A 21284-nucleotide genomic window follows, 5' to 3' on the forward strand; every position below is an offset into this window, starting at 1 on the left:
GACATCCAGCCAAACGCCGTGGTGGATCGCGCTTGAGGCGAACGGCGCGCCGAAGATCATCGCGCGGCTGCCGTTCGTCGAGCGCGCCGACCATCCGGCGGCGCTGCCGGTTTTTGTGGTGTCGCGCGTCGCCGATAGCGCCATGGTGACCGAAGTCGAGATGTGGAGCGTGCGCGTCTCCGGCTGGAACGCCGAGACCGCCCGCGCGCTGTCGCCGCTGGCCGAGATCGTGGCCGTGCCCGACACGGCCTTCGACGGCGCGGCGCTTCTGGTGTCGGTGGCCAGCGGGACCAGCCTCGAGAAGATCAAGGCCGCCCTGATCGAAGCCGGCGCGTCGGTGCGCTCATCGGCCCTCGTCGGCAGCCACGCAACGCGCTATACGGTGCCCAGCGGAACGGCCAGATAGCCCCCGTTATTCCGGAGTTGAAGATGTCCAGACCCGTGCCGAATCCCGGCATTCTCGATATTGCGCCCTATACGCCCGGCAAAAGCCCGAAGGCGGAAGCGGGCCGCAAGGTGTTCAAGCTGTCGGCCAACGAGACGCCGTTCGGTCCCTCGCCGAAGGCGATCGAGGCCTACAAGAACGCCGCAGCACATCTGGAGGACTATCCGGAAGGCACCTCACGCATCCTGCGCGAGGCGATCGGGCGCGCGTTCGGGCTCGACCCCGACCGCATCATCTGCGGCGCCGGTTCCGATGAGGTCCTCAACCTGCTGGCGCACGCCTATCTCGGCCCCGGCGACGAGGCGATTTCCACGACCCACGGCTTCCTGGTCTATCCGATCGCGACGATGGCGAATGGCGCCGTCAACGTGGTTGCGCCCGAGACCGGCTTCACCGCCAACGTCGACGCGATCCTCAAGCTGGTCACGCCGAAGACCAAACTGGTTTGGCTCGCCAACCCGAACAACCCGACCGGAACCTATCTGCCGTTCGATGAAGTGAAGCGGCTGCGTTCCGGATTGCCGGGGAATGTTCTTTTGGTGCTGGATGCGGCGTATGCGGATTATGTCTCGCGCAACGACTACGAGATGGGCATCGAGCTGGTGGCGACCAGCGAGAACACCGTGATGACCCACACGTTTTCGAAAATTCACGGTTTGGCGGCGCTCCGCGTCGGCTGGATGTTCGGACCGGCCCACATCGTGGACGCCTGCAATCGCATCCGCGGACCGTTCAACGTCTCGACGCCGGCGATGTGGGCTGCGATTGCCGCGATCGAAGATACCGCGCATCAGCAGATGTCGAAGACCCACACCGAGAAGTGGCGCAACTGGCTGACGGAAGAGCTGACCAGGCTCGGCCTCAAGGTCACGCCGAGCGTTGCCAATTTCGTGCTGATTCACTTTCCGCTTCAACCGGGCAAGACGGCGGACGATGCGGACGCCTTCCTCACGAAACGTGGCCTCGTGCTGCGCGGGCTGAAGAATTACAAGCTGCCGCACGCCTTGCGGCTGACGATCGGCACCGAGGAAGCCAACCGGCTGGTGGCTGATGGCTTGCGCGACTTTATGGGGTTGAAGTGAGCACAGCGCCGCCGTTCGATCGCATCGCGCTGATCGGCTTCGGGCTGATCGGCGGTTCGATCGCGCGCGCCGCGCGCGAGCAGGGATTGGCGAAGGAAATCGTCACCACCGCGCGCTCGGCCAAGAGCCGCGCCCGGGTGATGGAGCTCGGCGTCGTCGATCGCGTGGTCGAGACCAATGCGGAAGCGGCGCAAGGCGCGGATCTCGTGATCCTGTGCATCCCGGTCGGCGCCTGCGGCGAAGTCGCAGCGGAGATCGCCGGTCATCTCAAGCCGGGCGCAATCGTCTCCGATGTCGGCTCCGTCAAGGGCGCGGTGGTCAAGGAAATGGCGCCGCATCTGCCTGCCGGCGTGCATTTCGTGCCGGCGCATCCGGTGGCGGGCACCGAACATTCCGGTCCCGATTCAGGCTTCGCCGAACTCTTCATCAACCGCTGGTGCATTCTCACCCCGCCCGAGGGGACCGACCCCAAGGCGGTGGAGAGGCTGCGCGCCTTCTGGGCCGGCATCGGCGCCAAGGTCGAGGTCATGACGCCCGAGCATCATGACATGGTGCTCGCGATCACCAGCCATCTGCCGCATCTGATCGCCTATACAATCGTAGGCACGGCGGATGAGCTTGAAGGCGTCACGCAATCCGAAGTGCTGAAGTTCTCCGCCGGCGGGTTTCGCGACTTCACGCGCATCGCCGCATCCGATCCGACGATGTGGCGCGACGTGTTCCTGACCAACAAGGACGCCGTGCTGGAGATGCTCGGCACCTTCAACGAGGACTTGTCCAAGCTGACGCGCGCGATCAGGCGCGGCGACGGCGAAGCGCTGTTCGAACATTTCGCGCGCACCCGCGCGATCCGGCGCGGCATTGTCGAGATCGGGCAGGACTCGGCAGCGCCGGACTTCGGCCGCCCGCACGAGCAGTTGGCGAAGAAGTAGTGCCTAACTCTGTTTAAGCATGATCTTTTTCGGGAAACCGGTTCCCACCTTTCCGGATCATGCTCTAAAACAGCGGCGGAACCTCGCCGACCTTGAGCGGGCCGAGATAGACGACGCCGTCGGCAAAGCGCAGCGGGAAGGTGCGCGCGGGCTTGCCTTCCAGCACCGCTTGCTTGCCGAGCGCATTGATGCCCGCGGCAACGCCGAGATTGGCGTTCTGCTTGACCACCTTGCCAAGCCCAGGAATGGCCTTGTCGAGCGCTCCGAGCAGATTGGTGACGTCCTGCGATTTTACGCCCGGCGCGACGCGGTCGAGCGCCGCCTGCGGCACGCCCTCCTCCAGCATTTTTTCGATGCCGAGCGCTGGAATGATCTTCTCGATGCCGGCGACCGTCATTTGCAGTTCGCCATCGAGATGGCCCTGGGCGTTCAGCGCAAGAGTGCCCGCGGCAACCGCAATCAAATCGTCCTGTTGAATGCGCGATTGAACGATCTCGACATGCCCGCCATTGGTTTGAAGTTCGCGAAACCGCTGCGGCCATGGTTTGGGCATCAGATCTTTCAGGCCGGTCAGCTTCGCATGAATATCGGCAGCGAATGGCCGCGCCAGCAAGGGATGGACGTCCTGCACGCTGCCGGATTCGATGCGCAGCACGCTTTCGATGACTGGATCCTTCCGGGTCGAGCCTTCGGCGAGCCGGCCGTGCAGTTCGACATGTTTGGCGCGCCCCACCGGCACTTGCACCGAATTGTTGGTGCGATCGATCGCGACATCGTCGAAAACGATCGAGGCGCGCTGCGGAATGGCAGGCAACCCCACCACGCTCGCGCGCGCCGTCTTCCAGTTCACCTGCATCGCGGGCGTGTTTTGCGATTCGGAAACGACCGCAGGCGCTTGGAACTCCGCGATCAGCAATTTCGGATCGTAAACCTGTGCAACCGCCAGGATTTCGCCGAGGTTGATCGTGACTGGCCCAGTCGCGCCGGCGGTCTGCGATGTCAGCGTAACGCGCGCGCCATCGCAACGCACCTCAAGTCGGAACGGGAAGCCGCCGATCGACTGCTTCGCGCAAGTGTAGCTGCGCCCGGACTTTGCCTCCTGCTCACGCCAGGCATCGGCCTTCACTTGCGCCTGCGAGGCGGCATAAAACCAGAACGCGCTCCATGCCGCGGCGGCAATCAGGAGCAGGATCGGCATCAGGAAGAGCGGCCAGCGCGAGCGCCGTCGCTGGGTATCCGAGGGGAGGGTCATGGTGGCCATAGACCGACCATTGGCCGGCAATTTTGTCAAATGTAAGCGGGCGATCGGACCGGTCAGGCTCTGCGGAATTTACGCTTCGTTCCACATTTATGTTCTGATAGCGATGTATTGGATGCCCGCCGAAAAGCCTACCAAACCTGTTCCTTCCCATGAAGACCTGTGGGTCTTCGGCTACGGCTCGCTGATGTGGCGGCCGGGATTCGAATTCGTCGAGCAGGTGCCGGCGCGGCTGATCGGCGAACATCGCGCGCTGTGTGTCTACTCGTTCGACCATCGTGGCACGCCGGAAAAACCGGGCCTGGTGCTGGGCCTCGATCGCGGCGGAGCCTGCCGGGGCATTGCGTTCCGCGTCACTGCCGCGCGGCGCGGCGAAGTCGTGGACTATCTGCGTGGCCGCGAACAGACCACTCACGTCTATCGCGAAGTCATGCGCTCGGTCTGGCTCGAGAACGGAGCCGGCGAGCGGATCTCAGCCCTCGCTTACGTCGTCGACCGCGGCCACGTCCAATACGCCGGCCGGCTTTCGCTACAAGAGCAACTGCGCTACGTGCGGCAAGGCCACGGCCGCTCCGGCAACAACCGCGACTATGTGCTTGAAACCGTGAGATCGATCGAAGCACAAGGCCTTCGCGATCCGCAACTGCATCATTTGGCCCTGATGCTGCACAACGAGACACCGCTGCACCGCTGAGTCAACAATCAATTCGACCGGTTACGCCTTTGCAGAGGCCGAGTTTTCCGCGCGATCGAACAGTTGCGCCTGCTCGCGCCGCCCTGCCTCGACCAATCGCCCCGTCGCATCCTCGATCACCGTGGAAACGCGCGCCAGGAATTCATCGCGTGGCAGACCCGGTGGCACCAGATCAAGAAATTCGACCACCAGCGTGCCGGGATAACGCATGAAAGTCCGGCGCGGCCAGAACAATCCGGAATTGAGCGCCACCGGCAGGCAGTTCCCGCGGCAACTCGAATAGAGCTGCGCAACCCCTGGCTTGTACTGCGCCGGCGCGCCGGCCGGCCTGCGGGTGCCCTCCGGGAATATGATCAACTGACGGCCGCGCCGTACTTCCTCGCTGGCCTGCCGGACCATCTTCAGCAGCGCGCGGCCGCCCGCCCGGCGGTCGACGGCGACCATGCCGGCCTTGATCAAATACCAGCCAAAAAACGGAATCAGCGTCAGCTCACGTTTGAGGATGTAAAGCGGCTGATCGAAAAATAGCAGCAGCGCGAAGGTCTCCCACATCGACTGATGCTTGGAGGCGACGAGCAACGGCCCTTTCGGGATTTTCTCAACCCCGCGATATTCCACCTTCACGTTGCAGACCGCGCGCAACAGCCAGGTGCTTTGGCTCGCCCAGCACCGCGCCACCGTCAGTATCGCTGCGCGAGGCATCAAGAAGGTCGGAATCGCGACAATCAGCCAGAACACCAGCAACAGATAGAACAGCACGTTGTAGATCAGCGAGCGCAGGAAAATGACGAACATCGGCAACCCGATCAATTAGCTTGGGCGGTCGTCGGCCGGCGCGGCGTGTGAAGATCGGAATCGGTGGTTTCGCGCATGATATCCAGGCCAGCATCCGCCAAGCGCACCCGCACCTCCGCGGCGACATATTTTACATACTCCGATAGCAGCAGCCGCACCGTGGCGCCATTGGTCCACCAGGCTTCCTCCCGCCACTTGTCGCCCACCACCGCGAACGGAATAAGGGTGATATCAGGCATGGCGTGGGACAACTCCACGATCGCCCGCGGCATATGGTAGTTCGACGTGACCACGATCAGCGACTTGAAGCCTCGCTCATGTGCCCAGCGCCGCGTCTCGGCCGCGTTGCTGCGGGTGTTGACCGCCGAGCGATCGAGATCGACGCAGCAATTCAACAGCGATTGACTGTCGGGCAGCGAGCGGGAGATGTCGCTCGTGCCGCTCGAGGGATGGACACCGGAAATCAACAGTCGTTTTCCATAGCCGCCCGCCAACAGCTCCATCGCATCCGATACGCGCGACGAGCCGCCAGTCAGCACCACGATGCCGTCGGCGGTACGCGACGGCTTGACTTCAGATCCGTGCAGTTGCGCCAGAAACCCGGCAAAGCCGGTCGCGGCCCCGACGAATGCGAAGACCAGCAGGGTCAGGACCACAGCACCCCGCCTTTTCCGCGGCGCGGCGGAAGCCGGGGCGTCCGGTTGACTGGCAGATGGCTGGCTCATGGCGATCGGGTTGTCTCTCCTGGTGGTCCGATTCTAACAAGCGGCTAGGTCGGTAGCGAATGTCAAACCCGCTCCACTAACCCAAGTCTAGGGCATGATCGGCAAAGGTGGGAACCGGTTTTCGTCTCTCGACACCGGTTTGCCGCCTCATTCGATATCGTTGAGGGTTGCAAACAGCGTGCGCCGCGACGCCCAGGCCGTGATCGCGGCGATCAACACCGCTTGTGCCGCCAGCGTCAGGTAGCCTGAGGGGCGCAGCGAAAACGTCCCCAGCAAGGCGGCGAACTGGTCCCCGACCGGTGTGCCCGAAAACCAGTTCGCGATCGACTCTGAAAAGCCGAAAACGAGCATGGCGATGCCGCCGCCGATGACGCCGCCTTCGAGGCCAAGCCTGAGAAAGTGCCGCAGAAAGCGATTGGCGATGTAGCGATCGCCCGCGCCGACGAAATGCAGGACTTCCACGATCGGGCGGTTCGCAGCCATCGCACCGCGGGTGGCGAATGAGACCGAGATAATGGTCGCGGCGATTACCAGGATCAAAATGCCGATACCCGCGATCACGGTAGCCCCGGTCATCGACCGCATTCGCTCGATCCAGGCACGGTGGTCGTCGACGCTCGCGGTTGGCGCTGCCTGCGTCACCCTGCGGCGCAATGCTTCGAGATCAACCGCCGATCCCGGCTGGACGCGAGCGACAAGCACGCGCGGCACCGGCAGGTCATCGAGCGAGAGACCGCTGCCGAGCCACGGCTCGAGCAATTTGGCGGATTCTTCCTTGGAGAAAGGCCTGACCTCGACGATGCCGTCCTGCGGCCGCACCGCGTCCGCCACCGCCGCCGCATCGCGATCGAGGTCACGCCCGGGCGCAGGACGAACCTGGATCGTGATCTCGCTTGCGACGTCCGATTGCCATTCGGCCGCGGACGCACTGACCAGCAACACCGTGCCGGTCGTGATCGACGCCAGGAAGGTCATGATGGCGACGACCGCAACCAGGGCGCTGCCGGCGATCGAACCACGGGGCACGATCGGCGACATGTTGCGCGCGCGCGCCGGCACCTGCGGACGCTCGTGTCCGAGGTCAAGCAGCGGGCTCAGTTGTTGATCGGTCCTACTCATAGATATGCAGCCGTCCCTGGTGCAGCACCAGCCGCCTTGCATCATACTGGTCCATCAACGCCATATCATGGGTTGCGATCACGACCGCAGTCCCCGACTTGTTCAATTCAATGAACAGCCTGAGCAGGCGGCGCCCCAGCGTGGGGTCGACGTTGCCGGTCGGCTCGTCCGCCAGCAGCAAATGTGGCCGCGAAATGACCGCGCGCGCGATCGCCGCCCGCTGTTTTTCCCCGCCGGACAAAATTGGCGGCAGCGCATCCATACGCTCGCCAAGGCCGACCCATTTCAGAAGATCGATCACTTCCTTGCGATAGCTCGACTCCTCCCGGCCCATCACGCGGAACGGCAAAGCGACGTTTTCATAGGTCGTCATGTGATCCAGCAGGCGGAAATCCTGCAACACGATCCCGATCCGTTTGCGCAAATCCGCGATCTGTTCCTTGCCGAGCAGAGAGATGTCGTGGCCGAACAGATTGACCAGGCCCCGGGTTGGCCGCAGCGAGAGGAACAACAGCTTCAGGAGCGAGGTCTTGCCGGCGCCGGAGGGGCCGGTGAGAAACTGGAAGGAATGGGCTGGAATCAGGAAACTCAGGTCGCGCAAAATCTCCGGGCCGAGCCCGTACCGCAATCCGACATTTTCGAACCGAACCAAGCTCAGCTCCGTTCGATGAGGGGCGGCCGGAAACCTCGAAACCGAAGGCCCACCGGCTTCGGGAACCAAACTAATAAGGTTTTGCGTCGTTTATGGTTTCCGATTCGTTAACGGTCGCCTTGTAGCATCCTGAGGCCCCGCTTCCGAAGCCCTTCCAACCAGTGGCACAGAAGCGCCCTTGCGGAGAGTGGCCCATGCAGATCGTTTGTCCTCATTGTTCAACGTCCTATGGCATTGATTCGGCGAAGCTCGGCGATGACGGCCGTAGCGTACGCTGTTCCCGCTGCAAGGAAGTCTGGCTCGCCCGGCGCGAAGACGCCGTCGAATTCGTCAATGAGACGACAGTCGCAGCCGGCTTACACCAGCAAGACCCCGAACAGGACGCCGCCGCTGAATGGGATGCGCTTGCGCGGGAGCAAGACGAAACAGACAATGAAGCTCCGCACGTCGATAGCCCCTCCATCGCCGGCGACTGGCAGGCAGGCTCCCCCGACTGGACAGCCGATTCCACAGACGGTCAGGCAGGGCGCTTCCCATGGATCGGCAGGTTCATGAAGCCGAAGGCCGCCGGTCCCACGCCTCGTCTCAACACGCCTATCGGCCTCACCGTCGCCTGTACCGCGATGGGCGCCCTGGTGCTGGCGCTGGTGATCTGGCGCGCCGAAATGGTGCGGCTGCTGCCGCAAACGGCCGCCTTCTACAAACTGGTCGGCCTCGACGTCAATTTGCGCGGCCTGCGCTTCCGCGATGTCAAGGTCTCGTCCGAGACAGTGGAAGGTACGTCGATGCTCGTGATTGAGGGCGCCATCACCGACGACTCGAACAAACCGGTCGAGCTGCCGCGACTGCGCTTCAGCATACGCGACGCGCAGGGCGCCGAAATCTACGCCTGGAACGCGGTGCTGGAGCAGTCGTTCCTGCGCCCCGGCGAGAAGGCTGTGTTCAAGTCACGGCTTGCCTCGCCGCCGCCCGGCGGGCGCAATGTCGACGTACGCTTTTTCAACAAGCGAGACATCACCGGCGGCCATGCGTGATGCTGGCCGGTTGCCTGCCTTCGGACGTCTGAGGCTTCAAAATGTCACGCGTGCTGATTGTCGACGATGAAGAATCGATGCGCCTTCTGGTCGCGCGCGCCATCGCGATGGACGGCCACGACATCATCACCGCCACGGACGGCGCCGAAGCGCTCGAAATTCTAGGCGGCACAGACGGCGCCTTCGACTTGATGCTGACCGATATCCAGATGCCGATCATGGACGGGATTGCGCTCGCGCTGACGGCCGCCCGCGATTTCCCCGAGCTGACGATTCTGCTGATGACGGGTTTTGCCGATCAGCGCGAACGGGCCTCCGGCCTCAACGCCATCGCCCACGACGTGATCAGCAAACCGTTTTCGGTGGCGGATATCCGCACCGCGGTTGCGGACGCGTTAGCGTCGCGAAAGGTGAGTTAGAGCTCAATAATCCTTCAGCAGCCGCTCGATGTAATCAAGTTCGAGCTGGGGGCGCTCCGGATCGGCCAGGCGCCGGCGAAGCTCTTCGAGAATCCGGCGCACCCTCTGCACATCGATCTCGCCGGGAATCTTCACCGTCAGATCATCGCCGAAATCCCGCCCATGTAAGGGCCGGCCCAGCGGATCGCTCGAATTGTTACTGCCTTGCTGCCGGCCGGCGCGGTTACCCGGGCCGTCGCCCTGACCATCGCCATCGCGCTGCTGCATGGCGTCAGCGAGGCTTTGCTGCCCCTTGCGCAGGGCATCGAGCGCCTTGCCCTGCGAATCGACGGCGCCGTCAGCATTGCCCTCGCCGAGCTTGCCGCCGGCATCGCCCATCGCGTTGTCGGCCGTGCCGAGACCATCCTCGTCATCGCCGTCGGCTTGCGGGTCGCCGTCCTGGCCCGGTTGCTGGCCCTGTTGACCCTGCTGGCCGCGCTGGCTCGGCCCCATACCGCGCTTGGCCAGCTCGTCCTGCAGCTTCTTCAGCCGGTCGCGCAAGCCCTGCTGGTCCTGCTGGAGATCGTTCATGGCCTGATCGCCCTGCTTGCCGCGCTGGCGGTCGCGCCGGGAATCCTGGCCCTGCTTGTACGTCTTGTCGCGCAGTTGTTGCTGCTTGCGGATCATGTCGCCGAGCTCGTTCAGCGCCTGCTCCATGTCGTCATCGCCGGATTGGCCGGGCTGCGCGAGTTGCAGGCCCTCCAGCATCTGCTGCAACTGGTCGAGCAATTGCTTCGCCGCGTCCTTGTCGCCGGAGCGCGACAGCCGCTCGAGCCGGTCAATCATGTTGTTGAGGTCTTGCTGGCGCATCACCCTCGTGTTGGGATCGAGCGGCCGCGCCAGGGCTTGTGGATTGTTGCGAAACTGCTCGGCGAGCTGGCGCATGAAGTTATCGAGCGCGGCCCGCAGATCCTGGGTAAGTTTCTTGATCTCCTCGTCGCTGGCGCCTCGCTCCAGGGCTGCCTTGAGCGCGTCCTGCGCCGCACGAAGCGCCTTGTCGACGTCGGTGATATTGCCATCCTCGATCGTGACCGCGAGCGCCCAGAGGCTCGCCACCACCCCGCGCATGGCATCGTCGGTCCGCGCCGCTTCGAGTTCCTTCTCGACGCTGCGCAGGCCGAGATAGTGGCCGACTTCCGGCATGAACAATTCCGGCGCGATCAAAAGCGCATTTAGCGCCTGGTTGACCTGCGGACGCTGGTTGGCATCCAGCGCAAGAGTTCGGCGCTGCTCGATCAGCGCGCGCGCCAGGGGCTTGGTGAAGAGACGTTCGGGCAGGCGCATATCGAACGGCGCGCTGCGTCCCTCATTGCCGGCTTCGTCCTTGGCCGTCAGCGTCAGCGTGACCTCTGCGCCGGCATAGGGATCCTCGCTGAGGTCCTTGACGGTCTGGCCTACACCGTTGCGGGTGCGGGCATTCGGCAGCACCAGCGAAAACTGCGGCGCATCGAACAACGGCCGTGTCTCCGCCGCGCCTTTGGCACCGCGTGCCGCAAACTGTGCGTGCGCTTCGGTGACGCCGTAATCGTCCTCGAGCTTATACGACAACTGCAAGGAGCCCCGCGCCTGGCGCTCGGGATCCTTGGCAAGCGCGATAACCGGCGGATGGTCTGGCAAGGCGCTGAAGCGCCATTGCGGCTGGCCGGACGGCGCGCGGACGTGGGCGGTGCCGTCGCCGGTGATGGTGAAATGCTTCTCGCTCGTACCCTTGGGGGCCTGCTCCTTCGCAGCCGCCTCGGTCACCCCGCCGCCCACCACGACGTCGAGTGCGCCACCGCTCGAGCGCACGATCAGCGTGCTGCCGGCCGGCACAGCCAGCAGCCCCGAAGCCGGAAGCGCTGCCTCCTTGTTCGCCGCCGAAAGGATGACCGGCGGCCGACCGGTATAGAGCGGCGGCGTCACCCAGGCATCGACCCTGACATTCTCGGCCGCGAACACACCATTCCAGTCGAAAGCGGCGGCGACGCGAACCCTTCGTTCGTCACCGGCCGCGATATAGGTCGCAACCATCAACACAACGATCAGCGCGCGGAACGCCCAGGGATCATGAATGGCGAGTCGTGGCGACGGCAGACCGGCATGGATGCGCTTGATCGAGGCCAGCGTGCGCTCGCGCTGCGCTTGCCACAGCGCCAGCGCGACGGGGTCTTGTGTCGTCAATGTATCGGTGAGGGTCGTCGCCGGACGATGGCGAATACCGGTGCCGCGATCGAGCCTTCCCAGCGCGTCCTGGCGGCTCGGCCAGCGAAACCGGAACAAGGGGGATAGCGCCGCGAGCGCCAACACCAGAAAGAGACCAAGCCCGAACGCTCGGGCGGCGAAGGGCAGAGCCAGCCACAAGCCCGCCCAGGACAGCACCAGAAACAGCCCGGCAACCGTCAGAAAGCGCGCCAGATGCGGCCAGCTTCGTTCCCACGCAATCGCGAATCCGGCCCGCCGCAAGGCCTGCGCGATCCGCAGCCGCGCAACGGCATCAGAGTTCTCCACAGGTTCCAACGGGTCGGGGGTCGCGCCGCTCAATCATCTCTCCAGGTTGCCCGGAGCAGACCCTAGCACAACGGCGGCAATGGGGCATCTGCGCCGGACCGGTAACCCACACCCGGAAATACGCATAGCACGAGGACGTGACCGGCGCCCACTTTTCGAAGTCCGTGTCCCGCCGCAGCACCCACCTTCTACGAACTTCGAAAAGTCATGGGCACCGGCAAATTACGCATGCTTGCGCCGCTTTCCATTTGAAATTCCTGTATAGGATTTGCGGCTTGCGGTGCAGGAATTCCAAATGGGCGGCACAAAGTCTGCCCCACCTCTTAACGTCACTCTCGGAACCACCATCGACCCCTCAAGGCGAGGGACGTCGTCAGCCATTCTTGGGATCACAGCATGGAAATCGGTTTCATCGGCCTTGGCAAAATGGGCTTCCCGATGGCGCGACGCCTGATCGAGGCCAAGCATCAGCTTTTCGTTTTCGATCAGCGCAAGGAAGTCGCCGACCAATTGGTCGCGCTCGGCGCCAAGGCGGCATCCTCGCCCAGGGATGTTGCCGATCGCGCCGAGACCGTGATGGCGAGCCTGCCGTCGCTTCAGGCTTCGCTTGACGTCGCAACCGGAAAGGACGGCGTGATCGAAGGCAAGCGCGTGAAGCGCTTTGTCGATCTTTCCACCGTCGGCTCACAAATGGCGGTGCGGATTCACGACATTCTCGCCAAGCGCAACCTGGTCCAGATCGACAGCCCCGTCTCCGGCGGTGTCGGCGGCGCCGAGAAGGGCACGCTGGCGGTCATGGTATCGGGGCCGCGCGCCGATTTCGAAGCGATCAAGCCGGCGCTCGAAGTGATCGGCAAGGTGTTCTTCATCGGTGAAAAGCCCGGCTCCGGGCAGAGCATGAAACTCGCCAACAACCTGTTGTCGGCGACCGCCATGGCGGCGACTTCCGAGGCCGTGGTCATGGGCGTCAAAGCCGGTCTCGATCCAGCCGTCATGATCGACGTGATCAATTCGGGCTCGGGGATGAACACGGCGAGCCGCGACAAGTTTCCCCGCTCGATCCTGCCGCGCTCCTTCGACTTCGGTTTTGCCACCGGGTTGATGGTCAAGGACGTACGGCTGGCGCTCGAAGAAATGAAGTCGCTGGGGCTGTCGATGGAAGTCGCCGAAGCGGTGGGCAGGCTGTGGGAAGTGGTGATCCGTGAAACCGGCGCGGACTCCGACTTCACCTCCGCGATCCTGCCGATCGAAAAGAAGGCCGGCGTGGTAGTCGGCGGCAACAAAGGCGGGATTACAGGGAAGTGAGACAACCGTCTCTCCCGGCCTTGAGCCCGGGACCCATAACCACAGGCGTTCGTGGGTATCGAGGCTGGAGCCGCAGCTCTGCATCTAAACAACATCGGTGGTTATGGGTCCCCGCGTGCCGCCTTCGCTAAAGCTTCGGCGCCCCACGAACCCAGCCCCGGCGAAGCCTTGGCGTAGAGGGGTCGCGGAGACGACAGCTATTTTTGGAACATCACAGCCACGGCGCCGGCCGATCCATTGCAATCAATGCGTCGACCCCGAGGCGCGGACGCACCACCGCGTATTGGTCACCCTTGACGAGCACTTCCGGCACCAGCGCGCGCGTGTTGTACGTGCCGGACTGCACCGCTCCATAGGCGCCGGCGGTCATGATGGCGAGCAGATCTCCCTCCTTCGGCTCCGGCATATTGCGGCCAAGCGCGAGGTAGTCGCCGGTTTCGCAGACCGGGCCCACCACGTCGGCCACGATCATCTGCGGATTCTGGCCCGCTTCGCGCAGCGGCAGAATATCGTGATGGGCTTCGTAAAGCGTCGGCCGGATCAAGTCATTCATCGCCGCATCGATGATGACGAAGTTCTTGGCATCGCCATGTTTCACATAGATCACGCGCGACACCAGGATGCCGGCATTGCCGACGATCATCCGGCCCGGCTCGAACATCAGCGTGCAGCCGAGGTTATGTGTCACCCGCTTGACCATCGCCGCATAGGCGGACGGCAGCGGAGGCGCCGCCTGGTCCATGTGGTAGGGAATGCCGAGGCCGCCGCCGAAATCGACATGCGAGATGTTGTGGCCGTCGGCGCGCAGCGTCTGCACGAATTCCGCAAGGATGCGGAACGCCGTTTCCATCCGGCTGAGATCGGTGATCTGGCTTCCGATATGCATATCGGCGCCGGTGACGCGAATGCCCGGCAATTTTGCCGCGCGGGCATACACTGCCCGCGCCCGCGCGATCGGAATGCCGAACTTGTTTTCGGATTTCCCGGTCGCGATCTTCGCATGGGTGCCGGCATCGACGTCCGGGTTGACGCGAACCGAGATCCGCGCGGTCTTGCCCTGCCCGCTCGCGAGACGCGACAGCAATTCGAGTTCAGGTTCGGATTCGATGTTGACGCAAAGGATGTCGGCCGCCAACGCGGCGTTTAGCTCAGCTTCGGTCTTGCCGATGCCCGAGAAAAGGATTTTCTCCGCCGGGATGCCGGCCGCGAGCGCCCGCTTCAGTTCGCCGCCAGACACCACGTCCGCGCCCGCGCCGAGCCGGGCCAGCGTGCGCAGCACCGACTGATTGGAGTTCGCCTTCATGGCGTAGCAGATCAGCGCCTTCTCGCCGGCAAAGGCTTCGCTGAACACCCGATAGTGACGCTCCAGCGTCGCGGTCGAATAGCAATAGAAGGGCGTCCCGACGGCGTCGGCGAGTTCCACCAGACTAACCGCCTCGGCGTGAAGCACGCCGTTGCGATAATCGAAGTGATTCATGGGACGCTCAGTTGCTGTTGAGAAGCGGGTCGAGGGCGAACGACCGTTTTGGGCCTTTGCCTGCGGTCGGCAACGTGCCGGCGCCATTGTTCGGATCGAACAGGTTTGGACTGCTGGCTTGCCGGGCAGCCGCTTGATCCGACTGCGCGGCCGCAACCGGCTGCTGCCCCGAAGCGGTCGGCGGCAGATCGAGCGGCCCCTTTCGCCCACACCCCGAAAGCAGGAGCGCAGCAGCTCCCACCAGGACAAATGCCCATCGTCGAGTGTTCGGGCGGTCGTTCCGAGTCACGTCAAAATCCCCAATGCGGGCCGCACCATACAAAAGTTGATCCATTCTGGCGAGACCCGCGCACGACTGAATTTCCGGTAAAGAATTGTATTGCAGCCCTATTTTCGCTCTTTTTCCAGCCGCTTCAGCCAGGCCTTGGCCTGCGCCGCCACATTCTTTGGCGCAGTGCCTCCGAAGCTTGTCCGGCTTTTCACCGACGCCTCAACCGACAACACCGAAAATGCGTCCTTGGTGATGCCAGGCTCGATCGCCTGCATCGCCTTCAGCGGCAGTTCGTGCAAGGCAACGCCATCGGCGGCGGCCTTGGCAACGATCCGCCCGGTGACGTGATGGGCGTCGCGGAATGGCATTTTCAACGTCCGCACCAGCCAATCCGCCAGATCGGTGGCGGTGGCATAACCCTCACCGGCGGCAGCTTTCATGCGCGCCTCATCCGGCACGAGATCGAGGACCATTCCGGTCATGGCGCGGATGGCGAGCGACAGCGCGCCGAACGCCTCCATCGCGCCCTGCTTGTCTTCCTGCATGTCCTTTTGATAGGCGAGCGGCAATCCCTTCATCACGATCAACAGCGCATTGAGCGCGCCGATCACCCGGCCGGTTTTGGCGCGCACCAGTTCAGCCGCGTCGGGATTGCGCTTCTGCGGCATGATCGAGGAGCCGGTGGTGAACTTGTCGGAAAGCCGCACCATCCCCACCAGCGGCGAGGTCCAGATCACGATCTCTTCGGCAAAGCGCGACAGATGCATCGAGGCAACCGCTGCCGCCGACAACGTCTCGATGGCGAAATCCCGGTCGGAGACCGCGTCGAGCGAATTGGCCATCGGCCGGTCGAAGCCGAGCGCCTTCGCCGTTGCCGTGCGATCGATCGGAAACGAGGTGCCGGCGAGCGCCGCAGCTCCAAGCGGCGACTCATTCAGACGCTTGCGAGCATCGGCGAAACGGCCACGATCACGCGCCGCCATCTCGACATAGGCGAGCAGATGATGCCCGAAGGTGACGGGCTGGGCGGTTTGCAGATGCGTGAACCCCGGCATCACCGTTGCGGCATGTTCCAGCGCGCGCTGCGCCAAGGCCTGCTGGAACAGGGCCAGCGCGGAATCGATTTCGTCGATGGTGTCGCGGACGAACAGGCGGAAGTCGGTGGCCACCTGATCGTTGCGCGAGCGCGCGGTGTGCAGCCGCCCGGCGGCAGGCCCAATCAGTTCGCCAAGCCTGCTCTCGACATTCATATGGATATCTTCGAGCGCGCGCTTGAATTCGAACGATCCCTTGCCGATTTCTGACAAAATCGTGTCTAGACCCCTCGCAATATTTTTCGCATCGTTTGCCGTGATAATCCCTTGCGCGGACAGCATGGCGGCGTGCGCCTTGGACGCGGCGATGTCCTGGGCGTACATGTGACGATCGACGTCGATGGAGACGTTGATTTCTTCCATGATCACATCGGGCCGCTCGGTGAACCGGCCGCCCCACATCTTGTTGCTCATGACCAATGACTCGCCGCTTTTTGTTGCCCCCAACCAGCACGGTGGACGCAACTGAAGGTCTCCAATAGCCGTATCTGGAACAGAATGACAAACGATATGCCCGAAAGCCCCTCGCCTGCCCCGGCCCCCTTGCGCCGCATTCCCTATGTTGTCGGTGCGGTGCTGATCGGGGCCGTGATCGGATTTGCCGGGGTATACGGGCTCGGCGGCCTCAGGCGCAATGCATCAGGCGATTCAGCCTGCGCCCCTGCCGTGAGCCTGTCGCAAAAGATCGCGCCGCTCGCCCATGGCGAGGTAGCCGCGCTAACTATGGCGACCGCCCCTCTGCGGTTGCCGGACCTGACCTTCCAGGATGCCGATGGCAAGCAGAAGAAGCTTTCGGACTGGCGCGGGCGCACGGTTCTGGTGAACCTGTGGGCGACCTGGTGCGTGCCTTGCCGCCGCGAAATGCCGGCACTGGATCGCCTGCAAGCCAAGCTCGGCGGCAAGGATTTCCAGGTGGTGGCGATCAATATCGATACCCGCGATCCTGAAAAGCCCAGGAACTTCCTCAAAGATGCCAAGCTGACCCGCCTCGACTTTTTTAGCGACAGCAAAGCCCAAGTTTTTCAAGAGCTTAAAGCCATAGGCCGGGCGCTCGGCATGCCGACCTCTGTGCTGGTCGACGGCCAGGGCTGCGAGATAGCGACCATTGCCGGACCGGCCGAATGGGACAGCGACGAAGCCGTAAAACTGATCACGGCGGCAACGACGACACCGCCGCGATCGTAAGACCACCCCTAAAAAGCTACGCCGAAACAGCGGGATAGAGGGCGCGCCGTTACGCCTCGTCGGCGACGGTGTTGCGCAGCAGCCCGATCCGGTCGATCTCGACCTCGACCACGTCGCCCGGCTTCATCCAAAGAGGCGGAGTGCGGCGGGAGCCGACGCCACCCGGCGTGCCTGTCACGATCACGTCGCCCGGTTCGAGCCGCGTGAAGGCCGAGCAGTATTCGATCTGGCGCGGGATATCGAAGATCATTTCGCGGATGGTCGTGTCCTGCACCACCTCGCCATTGAGACGGGTTTGCAGCCGCAAAGGTCCGAGATCGCCGGCCTCGTCGGGCGTCACCATCCAGGGCCCGAACGCCCCGGTATTGGGAAAATTCTTGCCGGGCGTGAACTGGGAGGTATGGCGCTGGTAATCGCGCACGCTGCCTTCATTGTAACAGGCATAGCCGGCGATGTGATCCCAGGCGTCCTTGCGGGAGATATAGCGGCCCGGTTTGCCGATGATCAGGGCCAGTTCGCCCTCGTAGTCGAGATCGGTCGAGACTTTGGGGCAGATGATGTTGGCGAGATGCCCGGTCTGGCTGTTGGCAAAACGCCCGAACACGGTCGGGTTTTCGACCTCGCTCCGGCCGGTCTCCTTGCGGTGGTTTTCGTAGTTGAGGCCGATGCAGAGGATCTTGTCCGGATTCGGGACCACCGGCAGCCAGGTGATGTCGGCGAGCGGATGCCGCGCCGCCTTGGGCGCCGCTTTCGCTGCTTCCGCCAGGGAGCCTGCGGCAATGACGGACTTCAAATCGGCAAACCGGTCGCGCAAGGCAGCGCCGAGATCAACCGCTTCGTTACCTTCAATGAGGCCCCAGCTGGTGGCGCCGTTGATCTTGAAACTTGCGAACTTCATCTGTTGTCCCTTGGGAATAGCGTGAGGCCGGCTTCTCGCTATCGCAAGCGGCTGCGGCGGGCAATGCCGCTAGTGGAGTGGATTTGGCTTTCGCTACCCATCTAGCCGCAGGTTCGTCAACCGAATGGCAAATCCTAAGCTCCACAACAAATCCTAAGCACCACAAAAGCTGGAATTCGCCAGTGGTCCTGTAATTCTAACATTCGCAAAGGTGCCTGCTTCGAAGGGATGCGAATGTTAGAATTGGGTGCAGCAAGGGCCGCGTGTCCGCACAGGTGCCGGACCGGTCCAAACAGTTGCTTAGGGAAAACGGTTGTTAGGCCGTGACGTTGATGTTGCTGCCAACTCCGGCGCTGACATTGGCGAGCGACGGCGACGTCCCACTCCCCAACAGGGTGAGGACGGAGGATTTCTCGGCATCGATGTTCGATTTCAGGACCGTCGTCGCAATCTGCGACTGTAGCTTGCCCGACTGCGCGGCAAGCGCGGCCATTACCAAACTCATATCCATCGGCTTACCCCCAACGCCGGCTAAACTACCCGGGAAGCGTTAACGAATGCTGGATATTGCGCCGGGCAAGACCGGAGTCAGCGCGTCGGTACCGGCTTGTCGCCGCGGTAGTCGTAGAAGCCGCGCTGGGTTTTGCGCCCCAACCAGCCGGCCTCGACATACTTCACGAGCAGCGGGCACGGGCGGTATTTGGAGTCCGCCAAGCCCTCATGCAGCACTTGCATGATCGACAGGCAGGTATCGAGACCGATGAAATCGGCGAGCTCCAGCGGTCCCATCGGATGATGTGCGCCAAGCTTCATGGCCGCATCGATCGCCTCGACGTTCCCGACGCCTTCATAGAGCGTATAGATCGCCTCGTTGATCATCGGCAGCAGGATGCGATTGACGATGAAGGCGGGGAAATCCTCCGACACAGCGATGTGCTTGCCGAGCTTGGTAACGAATTCCTTGGCCGCCTCGAAGGTCGTGTCGTCGGTGGCGATACCCCGGATCAGCTCGACCAGCTCCATCAAAGGCACCGGATTCATGAAATGAATGCCGATGAAGCGTTCGGGCCGGTCGGTCGACGCCGCGAGCCGGGTGATTGAGATCGATGAGGTATTGGAGGCGACGATCGCACTCGGTTTGAGCAGGGCGCAAACCTCGTGGAAGATCTTGCGCTTGACCTCTTCCTTTTCGACCGCTGTCTCGATCACCAGATCGCAGTCGGCGAGCCCGTCCATGGACTCAGCGAGGGCAATCCGCCCCACGGCCTGCTTGCGGGCGTCATCGGTGATGACCTTTTTGGAGACCTGACGCGACAGGTTGCCGTTGATGGTTGCCATGCCCGACTTCAGGCGCTCGGCCGAGACGTCGTTGAGCACCACGCCGAAGCCGGCCAAAGCCGCGACATGCGCGATGCCGTTGCCCATTTGCCCCGCACCGATCACGCCGACTTTTTTTATCATGACTGCCATCTTGTCATCTTGCGCATCTATTTTCCGAGTTTGCCGATCGCCTCGGTCAGTTCCGGGACCACCTGATACAGATCAGCTACCAGACCGTAATCGGCAACCTGGAAGATAGGCGCATCCTCGTCCTTGTTGATCGCCACGATCACCTTGGAGTCCTTCATGCCGGCGAGATGCTGGATTGCGCCTGAAATGCCGATCGCGACATAAAGCTCGGGCGCCACCACCTTGCCGGTCTGACCGACCTGCCAGTCGTTCGGCGCATAGCCGGCATCGACCGCGGCGCGCGAGGCGCCGACGGCTGCTCCCAGTTTATCGGCGAGCGGCTCGATATACTTGGCGAAGTTCTCGCGGCTTTGCATCGCCCGGCCGCCGGACACGATGATCTTGGCCGATGTCAGCTCGGGGCGGTCGCTCTTGGCGACTTCCTCGCCGACGAAACTGGAGAGAGCGGGATCGGCGACCGCAGCCGCATTCTCGACTGCCGCGCTGCCGCCGTCGCCGGTCGCCGCAAAAGTCGAAGTCCGCACCGTAATGACCTTCTTGGCGTCCCTGGACTTGACCGTCTGAATGGCGTTGCCGGCGTAGATCGGCCGCTCGAACGTATCGGGCGCGATCACCTTGATGATCTCCGACACCTGCATCACGTCAAGCAGGGCGGCAACCCGCGGCATCACGTTCTTGAAGCGCGAGGTCGCCGGCGCCACGAAGGCGTCGTAACCTCCGGCGAGCCCGACAATCAGGGCTGCCAGCGGCTCGGCCAGATCGTGCGCATAGGCGGCATTGTCGGCGAGCAAGACCTTCTTGACGCCGGAAAGCTTCGCCGCCGCGTCAGCCGCGGCCTTGGCGTTCTCGCCGGCCACCAGCACATGCACGTCACTGCCGAGCGCTGTCGCTGCCGTCAGCGCCTTGTGGGTCGCATCCTTGATCGATGCGTTGTCGTGTTCCGCGATCAGAAGCGTGGTCATCACTAGTGTCCTAGTTCCAACATTCGCATCCCATCGCGGCTAGTTCCTTTGCGAATGTTAGAACTAAAGGACACTAGCAAATATTGTATTTCTAGTGCGGTTTCGGATTTGTCATTCGCGATGCCAACTCGCGGCAGACGCTGAGGCGAATGACAAATCCACCGCACTAGAGAACCCCCGCTTCCGTCCTGAGCTTCGATACCAGTTCGGCGACGTCCTTGACCTTGACGCCTCCCTTGCGGCCCGGCGGTTCAGAAGTCTTGAGAATCTCAAGGTGCGGCGTCAGGTCGACGCCATAATCCGATGCACTCTTGTCGGCGATCGGCTTCTTCTTGGCTTTCATGATGTTCGGCAGGCTCGCATAACGCGGCTCGTTCAACCGCAGATCGGTAGTTACGATGGCTGGTCCCTTGAGTTTCACGGTCTGCAACCCGCCATCGACCTCGCGCGTCACCTTGAAATCGGAACCGTCGACCTCGAGCTTGGAGGCAAAGGTCGCTTGCGACCATCCAAGCAGGGCTGCCAGCATCTGTCCGGTCTGGTTAGAGTCGTCGTCGATCGCCTGCTTGCCGAGAATCACCAGCCCCGGCTTCTCTTCGTCGGCGACGGCTTTAAGGATCTTGGCCACCGCCAACGGCTCGACATTGCCCTCGGCCTTGACGAGGATGCCGCGGTCGGCGCCCATGGCAAGACCGGTCCGGATGGTTTCGGACGCCTGAGCCGGCCCGATCGAAACCACCACGACTTCGGTTGCCTTGCCGGCCTCTTTCAGGCGCAGGGCCTCCTCCACGGCGATCTCGTCGAAGGGATTCATCGACATCTTCACGTTGGACAGTTCAACGCCGGTTCCATCGCCCTTGACACGGACTTTGACGTTGTAATCGACCACCCGTTTTACCGGTACCAAGACCTTCATCGACCCTCTTTCGCTGGAACATCAA

The 21284-nt window shown here is 63.0% G+C and carries 21 protein-coding genes and 1 pseudogene; 8 read left to right on the top strand and 14 right to left on the bottom strand.

Translation table 11 applies throughout. The annotated features are described in order from the left end of the window. The 3 genes and pseudogenes from WB528_RS18855 to WB528_RS18865 all read left to right on the top strand — a co-directional run. Window positions 1-406, top strand: a pseudogene (locus WB528_RS18855) (chorismate mutase); the annotation flags it as partial. A 23-nt stretch (window positions 407-429) separates the two neighbouring features. Continuing rightward, a complete protein-coding gene (locus tag WB528_RS18860) occupies window positions 430-1527 on the top strand; it encodes a pyridoxal phosphate-dependent aminotransferase (RefSeq protein WP_423889911.1) in 1098 nt (365 codons plus the stop codon). Then, the gene (locus tag WB528_RS18865; RefSeq protein WP_423889912.1) at window positions 1524-2459 is read left to right on the top strand and encodes a prephenate/arogenate dehydrogenase family protein; all 936 of its coding nucleotides are present in this window, start codon (window positions 1524-1526) and stop codon (window positions 2457-2459) included. The genes WB528_RS18860 and WB528_RS18865 overlap by 4 nt, the downstream gene beginning before the upstream one ends. 64 nt (window positions 2460-2523) lie before the next feature. Here the strand turns inward: WB528_RS18865 and WB528_RS18870 are convergent, their stop codons facing one another. After that, window positions 2524-3720 carry a DUF2125 domain-containing protein gene (locus WB528_RS18870; RefSeq protein ID WP_423889913.1) on the bottom strand — a complete coding sequence of 399 codons (1197 nt, stop codon included), beginning with the start codon at window positions 3718-3720 and terminating at the stop codon, window positions 2524-2526. A gap of 112 nt (window positions 3721-3832) precedes the next feature. Here WB528_RS18870 and WB528_RS18875 point away from each other — a divergent pair, with 112 nt between their 5' ends. Continuing rightward, complete coding sequence (locus tag WB528_RS18875; protein ID WP_423889914.1) at window positions 3833-4411, top strand: gamma-glutamylcyclotransferase; 579 nt, start codon at window positions 3833-3835, stop codon at window positions 4409-4411. A gap of 21 nt (window positions 4412-4432) precedes the next feature. Here the strand turns inward: WB528_RS18875 and WB528_RS18880 are convergent, their stop codons facing one another. The 4 genes from WB528_RS18880 to ftsE form a co-directional block, all read right to left on the bottom strand. Beyond that, window positions 4433-5206: a lysophospholipid acyltransferase family protein gene (locus tag WB528_RS18880; RefSeq protein WP_423889915.1), complete on the bottom strand. Its 774-nt coding sequence runs from the start codon at window positions 5204-5206 to the stop codon at window positions 4433-4435. Between the two features lie 11 nt (window positions 5207-5217). Further along, entirely contained in the window at window positions 5218-5931 is a 714-nt protein-coding gene (locus WB528_RS18885; RefSeq protein WP_423889916.1) for a YdcF family protein, read from the bottom strand. A 147-nt stretch (window positions 5932-6078) separates the two neighbouring features. After that, window positions 6079-7050, bottom strand: coding sequence for a cell division protein FtsX (locus WB528_RS18890; RefSeq protein ID WP_423889917.1), 972 nt, complete (start codon window positions 7048-7050; stop codon window positions 6079-6081). Next, window positions 7043-7702 carry a cell division ATP-binding protein FtsE gene (gene ftsE, locus WB528_RS18895; RefSeq protein ID WP_423889918.1) on the bottom strand — a complete coding sequence of 220 codons (660 nt, stop codon included), beginning with the start codon at window positions 7700-7702 and terminating at the stop codon, window positions 7043-7045. Before ftsE ends, WB528_RS18890 begins: the two co-directional genes overlap by 8 nt. A 194-nt stretch (window positions 7703-7896) precedes the next feature. Between ftsE and WB528_RS18900 the strand changes: the two genes are divergently transcribed. Further along, on the top strand, window positions 7897-8736 hold the full coding sequence (locus tag WB528_RS18900; protein ID WP_423889920.1) for an MJ0042-type zinc finger domain-containing protein: 840 nt from the start codon (window positions 7897-7899) through the stop codon (window positions 8734-8736). A 41-nt stretch (window positions 8737-8777) separates the two neighbouring features. Next, complete coding sequence (locus WB528_RS18905) at window positions 8778-9155, top strand: response regulator (protein ID WP_423889921.1); 378 nt, start codon at window positions 8778-8780, stop codon at window positions 9153-9155. A gap of 3 nt (window positions 9156-9158) precedes the next feature. Here the strand turns inward: WB528_RS18905 and WB528_RS18910 are convergent, their stop codons facing one another. Next, window positions 9159-11714 carry a TIGR02302 family protein gene (locus tag WB528_RS18910; protein WP_423889922.1) on the bottom strand — a complete coding sequence of 852 codons (2556 nt, stop codon included), beginning with the start codon at window positions 11712-11714 and terminating at the stop codon, window positions 9159-9161. A 363-nt stretch (window positions 11715-12077) separates the two neighbouring features. On the opposite strand from WB528_RS18910, the gene WB528_RS18915 reads away from it, so the two are divergent. Continuing rightward, entirely contained in the window at window positions 12078-12986 is a 909-nt protein-coding gene (locus WB528_RS18915) for an NAD(P)-dependent oxidoreductase (RefSeq protein ID WP_423889923.1), read from the top strand. Window positions 12987-13197: 211 nt separating this feature from the next. Here the strand turns inward: WB528_RS18915 and lysA are convergent, their stop codons facing one another. The 3 genes from lysA to argH all read right to left on the bottom strand — a co-directional run bounded on the left by lysA (window position 13198) and on the right by argH (window position 16242). Next, the gene (lysA, locus tag WB528_RS18920; protein ID WP_423889924.1) at window positions 13198-14463 is read right to left on the bottom strand and encodes a diaminopimelate decarboxylase; all 1266 of its coding nucleotides are present in this window, start codon (window positions 14461-14463) and stop codon (window positions 13198-13200) included. Window positions 14464-14470: 7 nt separating this feature from the next. Continuing rightward, window positions 14471-14752 (bottom strand): LPS translocon maturation chaperone LptM, encoded by a 282-nt coding sequence (gene lptM / locus WB528_RS18925; protein ID WP_423889925.1) that lies wholly within the window; start codon window positions 14750-14752, stop codon window positions 14471-14473. Window positions 14753-14850: 98 nt separating this feature from the next. Next, the gene (gene argH, locus WB528_RS18930; protein ID WP_423889926.1) at window positions 14851-16242 is read right to left on the bottom strand and encodes an argininosuccinate lyase; all 1392 of its coding nucleotides are present in this window, start codon (window positions 16240-16242) and stop codon (window positions 14851-14853) included. An 84-nt stretch (window positions 16243-16326) separates the two neighbouring features. Between argH and tlpA the strand changes: the two genes are divergently transcribed. After that, a complete protein-coding gene (tlpA, locus tag WB528_RS18935) occupies window positions 16327-17013 on the top strand; it encodes a thiol:disulfide interchange protein TlpA (RefSeq protein ID WP_423889927.1) in 687 nt (228 codons plus the stop codon). A gap of 49 nt (window positions 17014-17062) precedes the next feature. Here tlpA and WB528_RS18940 read toward each other — a convergent pair whose 3' ends face one another. The 5 genes from WB528_RS18940 to WB528_RS18960 form a co-directional block, all read right to left on the bottom strand. Further along, window positions 17063-17911 carry a fumarylacetoacetate hydrolase family protein gene (locus tag WB528_RS18940; protein ID WP_423889928.1) on the bottom strand — a complete coding sequence of 283 codons (849 nt, stop codon included), beginning with the start codon at window positions 17909-17911 and terminating at the stop codon, window positions 17063-17065. A gap of 316 nt (window positions 17912-18227) precedes the next feature. Then, window positions 18228-18422 carry a putative motility protein gene (locus tag WB528_RS18945; protein ID WP_423889929.1) on the bottom strand — a complete coding sequence of 65 codons (195 nt, stop codon included), beginning with the start codon at window positions 18420-18422 and terminating at the stop codon, window positions 18228-18230. A 77-nt stretch (window positions 18423-18499) separates the two neighbouring features. Next, entirely contained in the window at window positions 18500-19381 is an 882-nt protein-coding gene (locus WB528_RS18950; RefSeq protein ID WP_423889930.1) for a 3-hydroxybutyryl-CoA dehydrogenase, read from the bottom strand. Between the two features lie 17 nt (window positions 19382-19398). Further along, window positions 19399-20343 (bottom strand): electron transfer flavoprotein subunit alpha/FixB family protein, encoded by a 945-nt coding sequence (locus WB528_RS18955; RefSeq protein WP_423889931.1) that lies wholly within the window; start codon window positions 20341-20343, stop codon window positions 19399-19401. 166 nt (window positions 20344-20509) lie between these two features. Next, window positions 20510-21259 (bottom strand): electron transfer flavoprotein subunit beta/FixA family protein, encoded by a 750-nt coding sequence (locus WB528_RS18960; protein ID WP_423889932.1) that lies wholly within the window; start codon window positions 21257-21259, stop codon window positions 20510-20512. Window positions 21260-21284 lie beyond the last annotated feature (25 nt).

The organism is Bradyrhizobium sp., from assembly GCF_049586575.1.
In the GTDB taxonomy this organism is placed as follows: domain Bacteria; phylum Pseudomonadota; class Alphaproteobacteria; order Rhizobiales; family Xanthobacteraceae; genus Bradyrhizobium.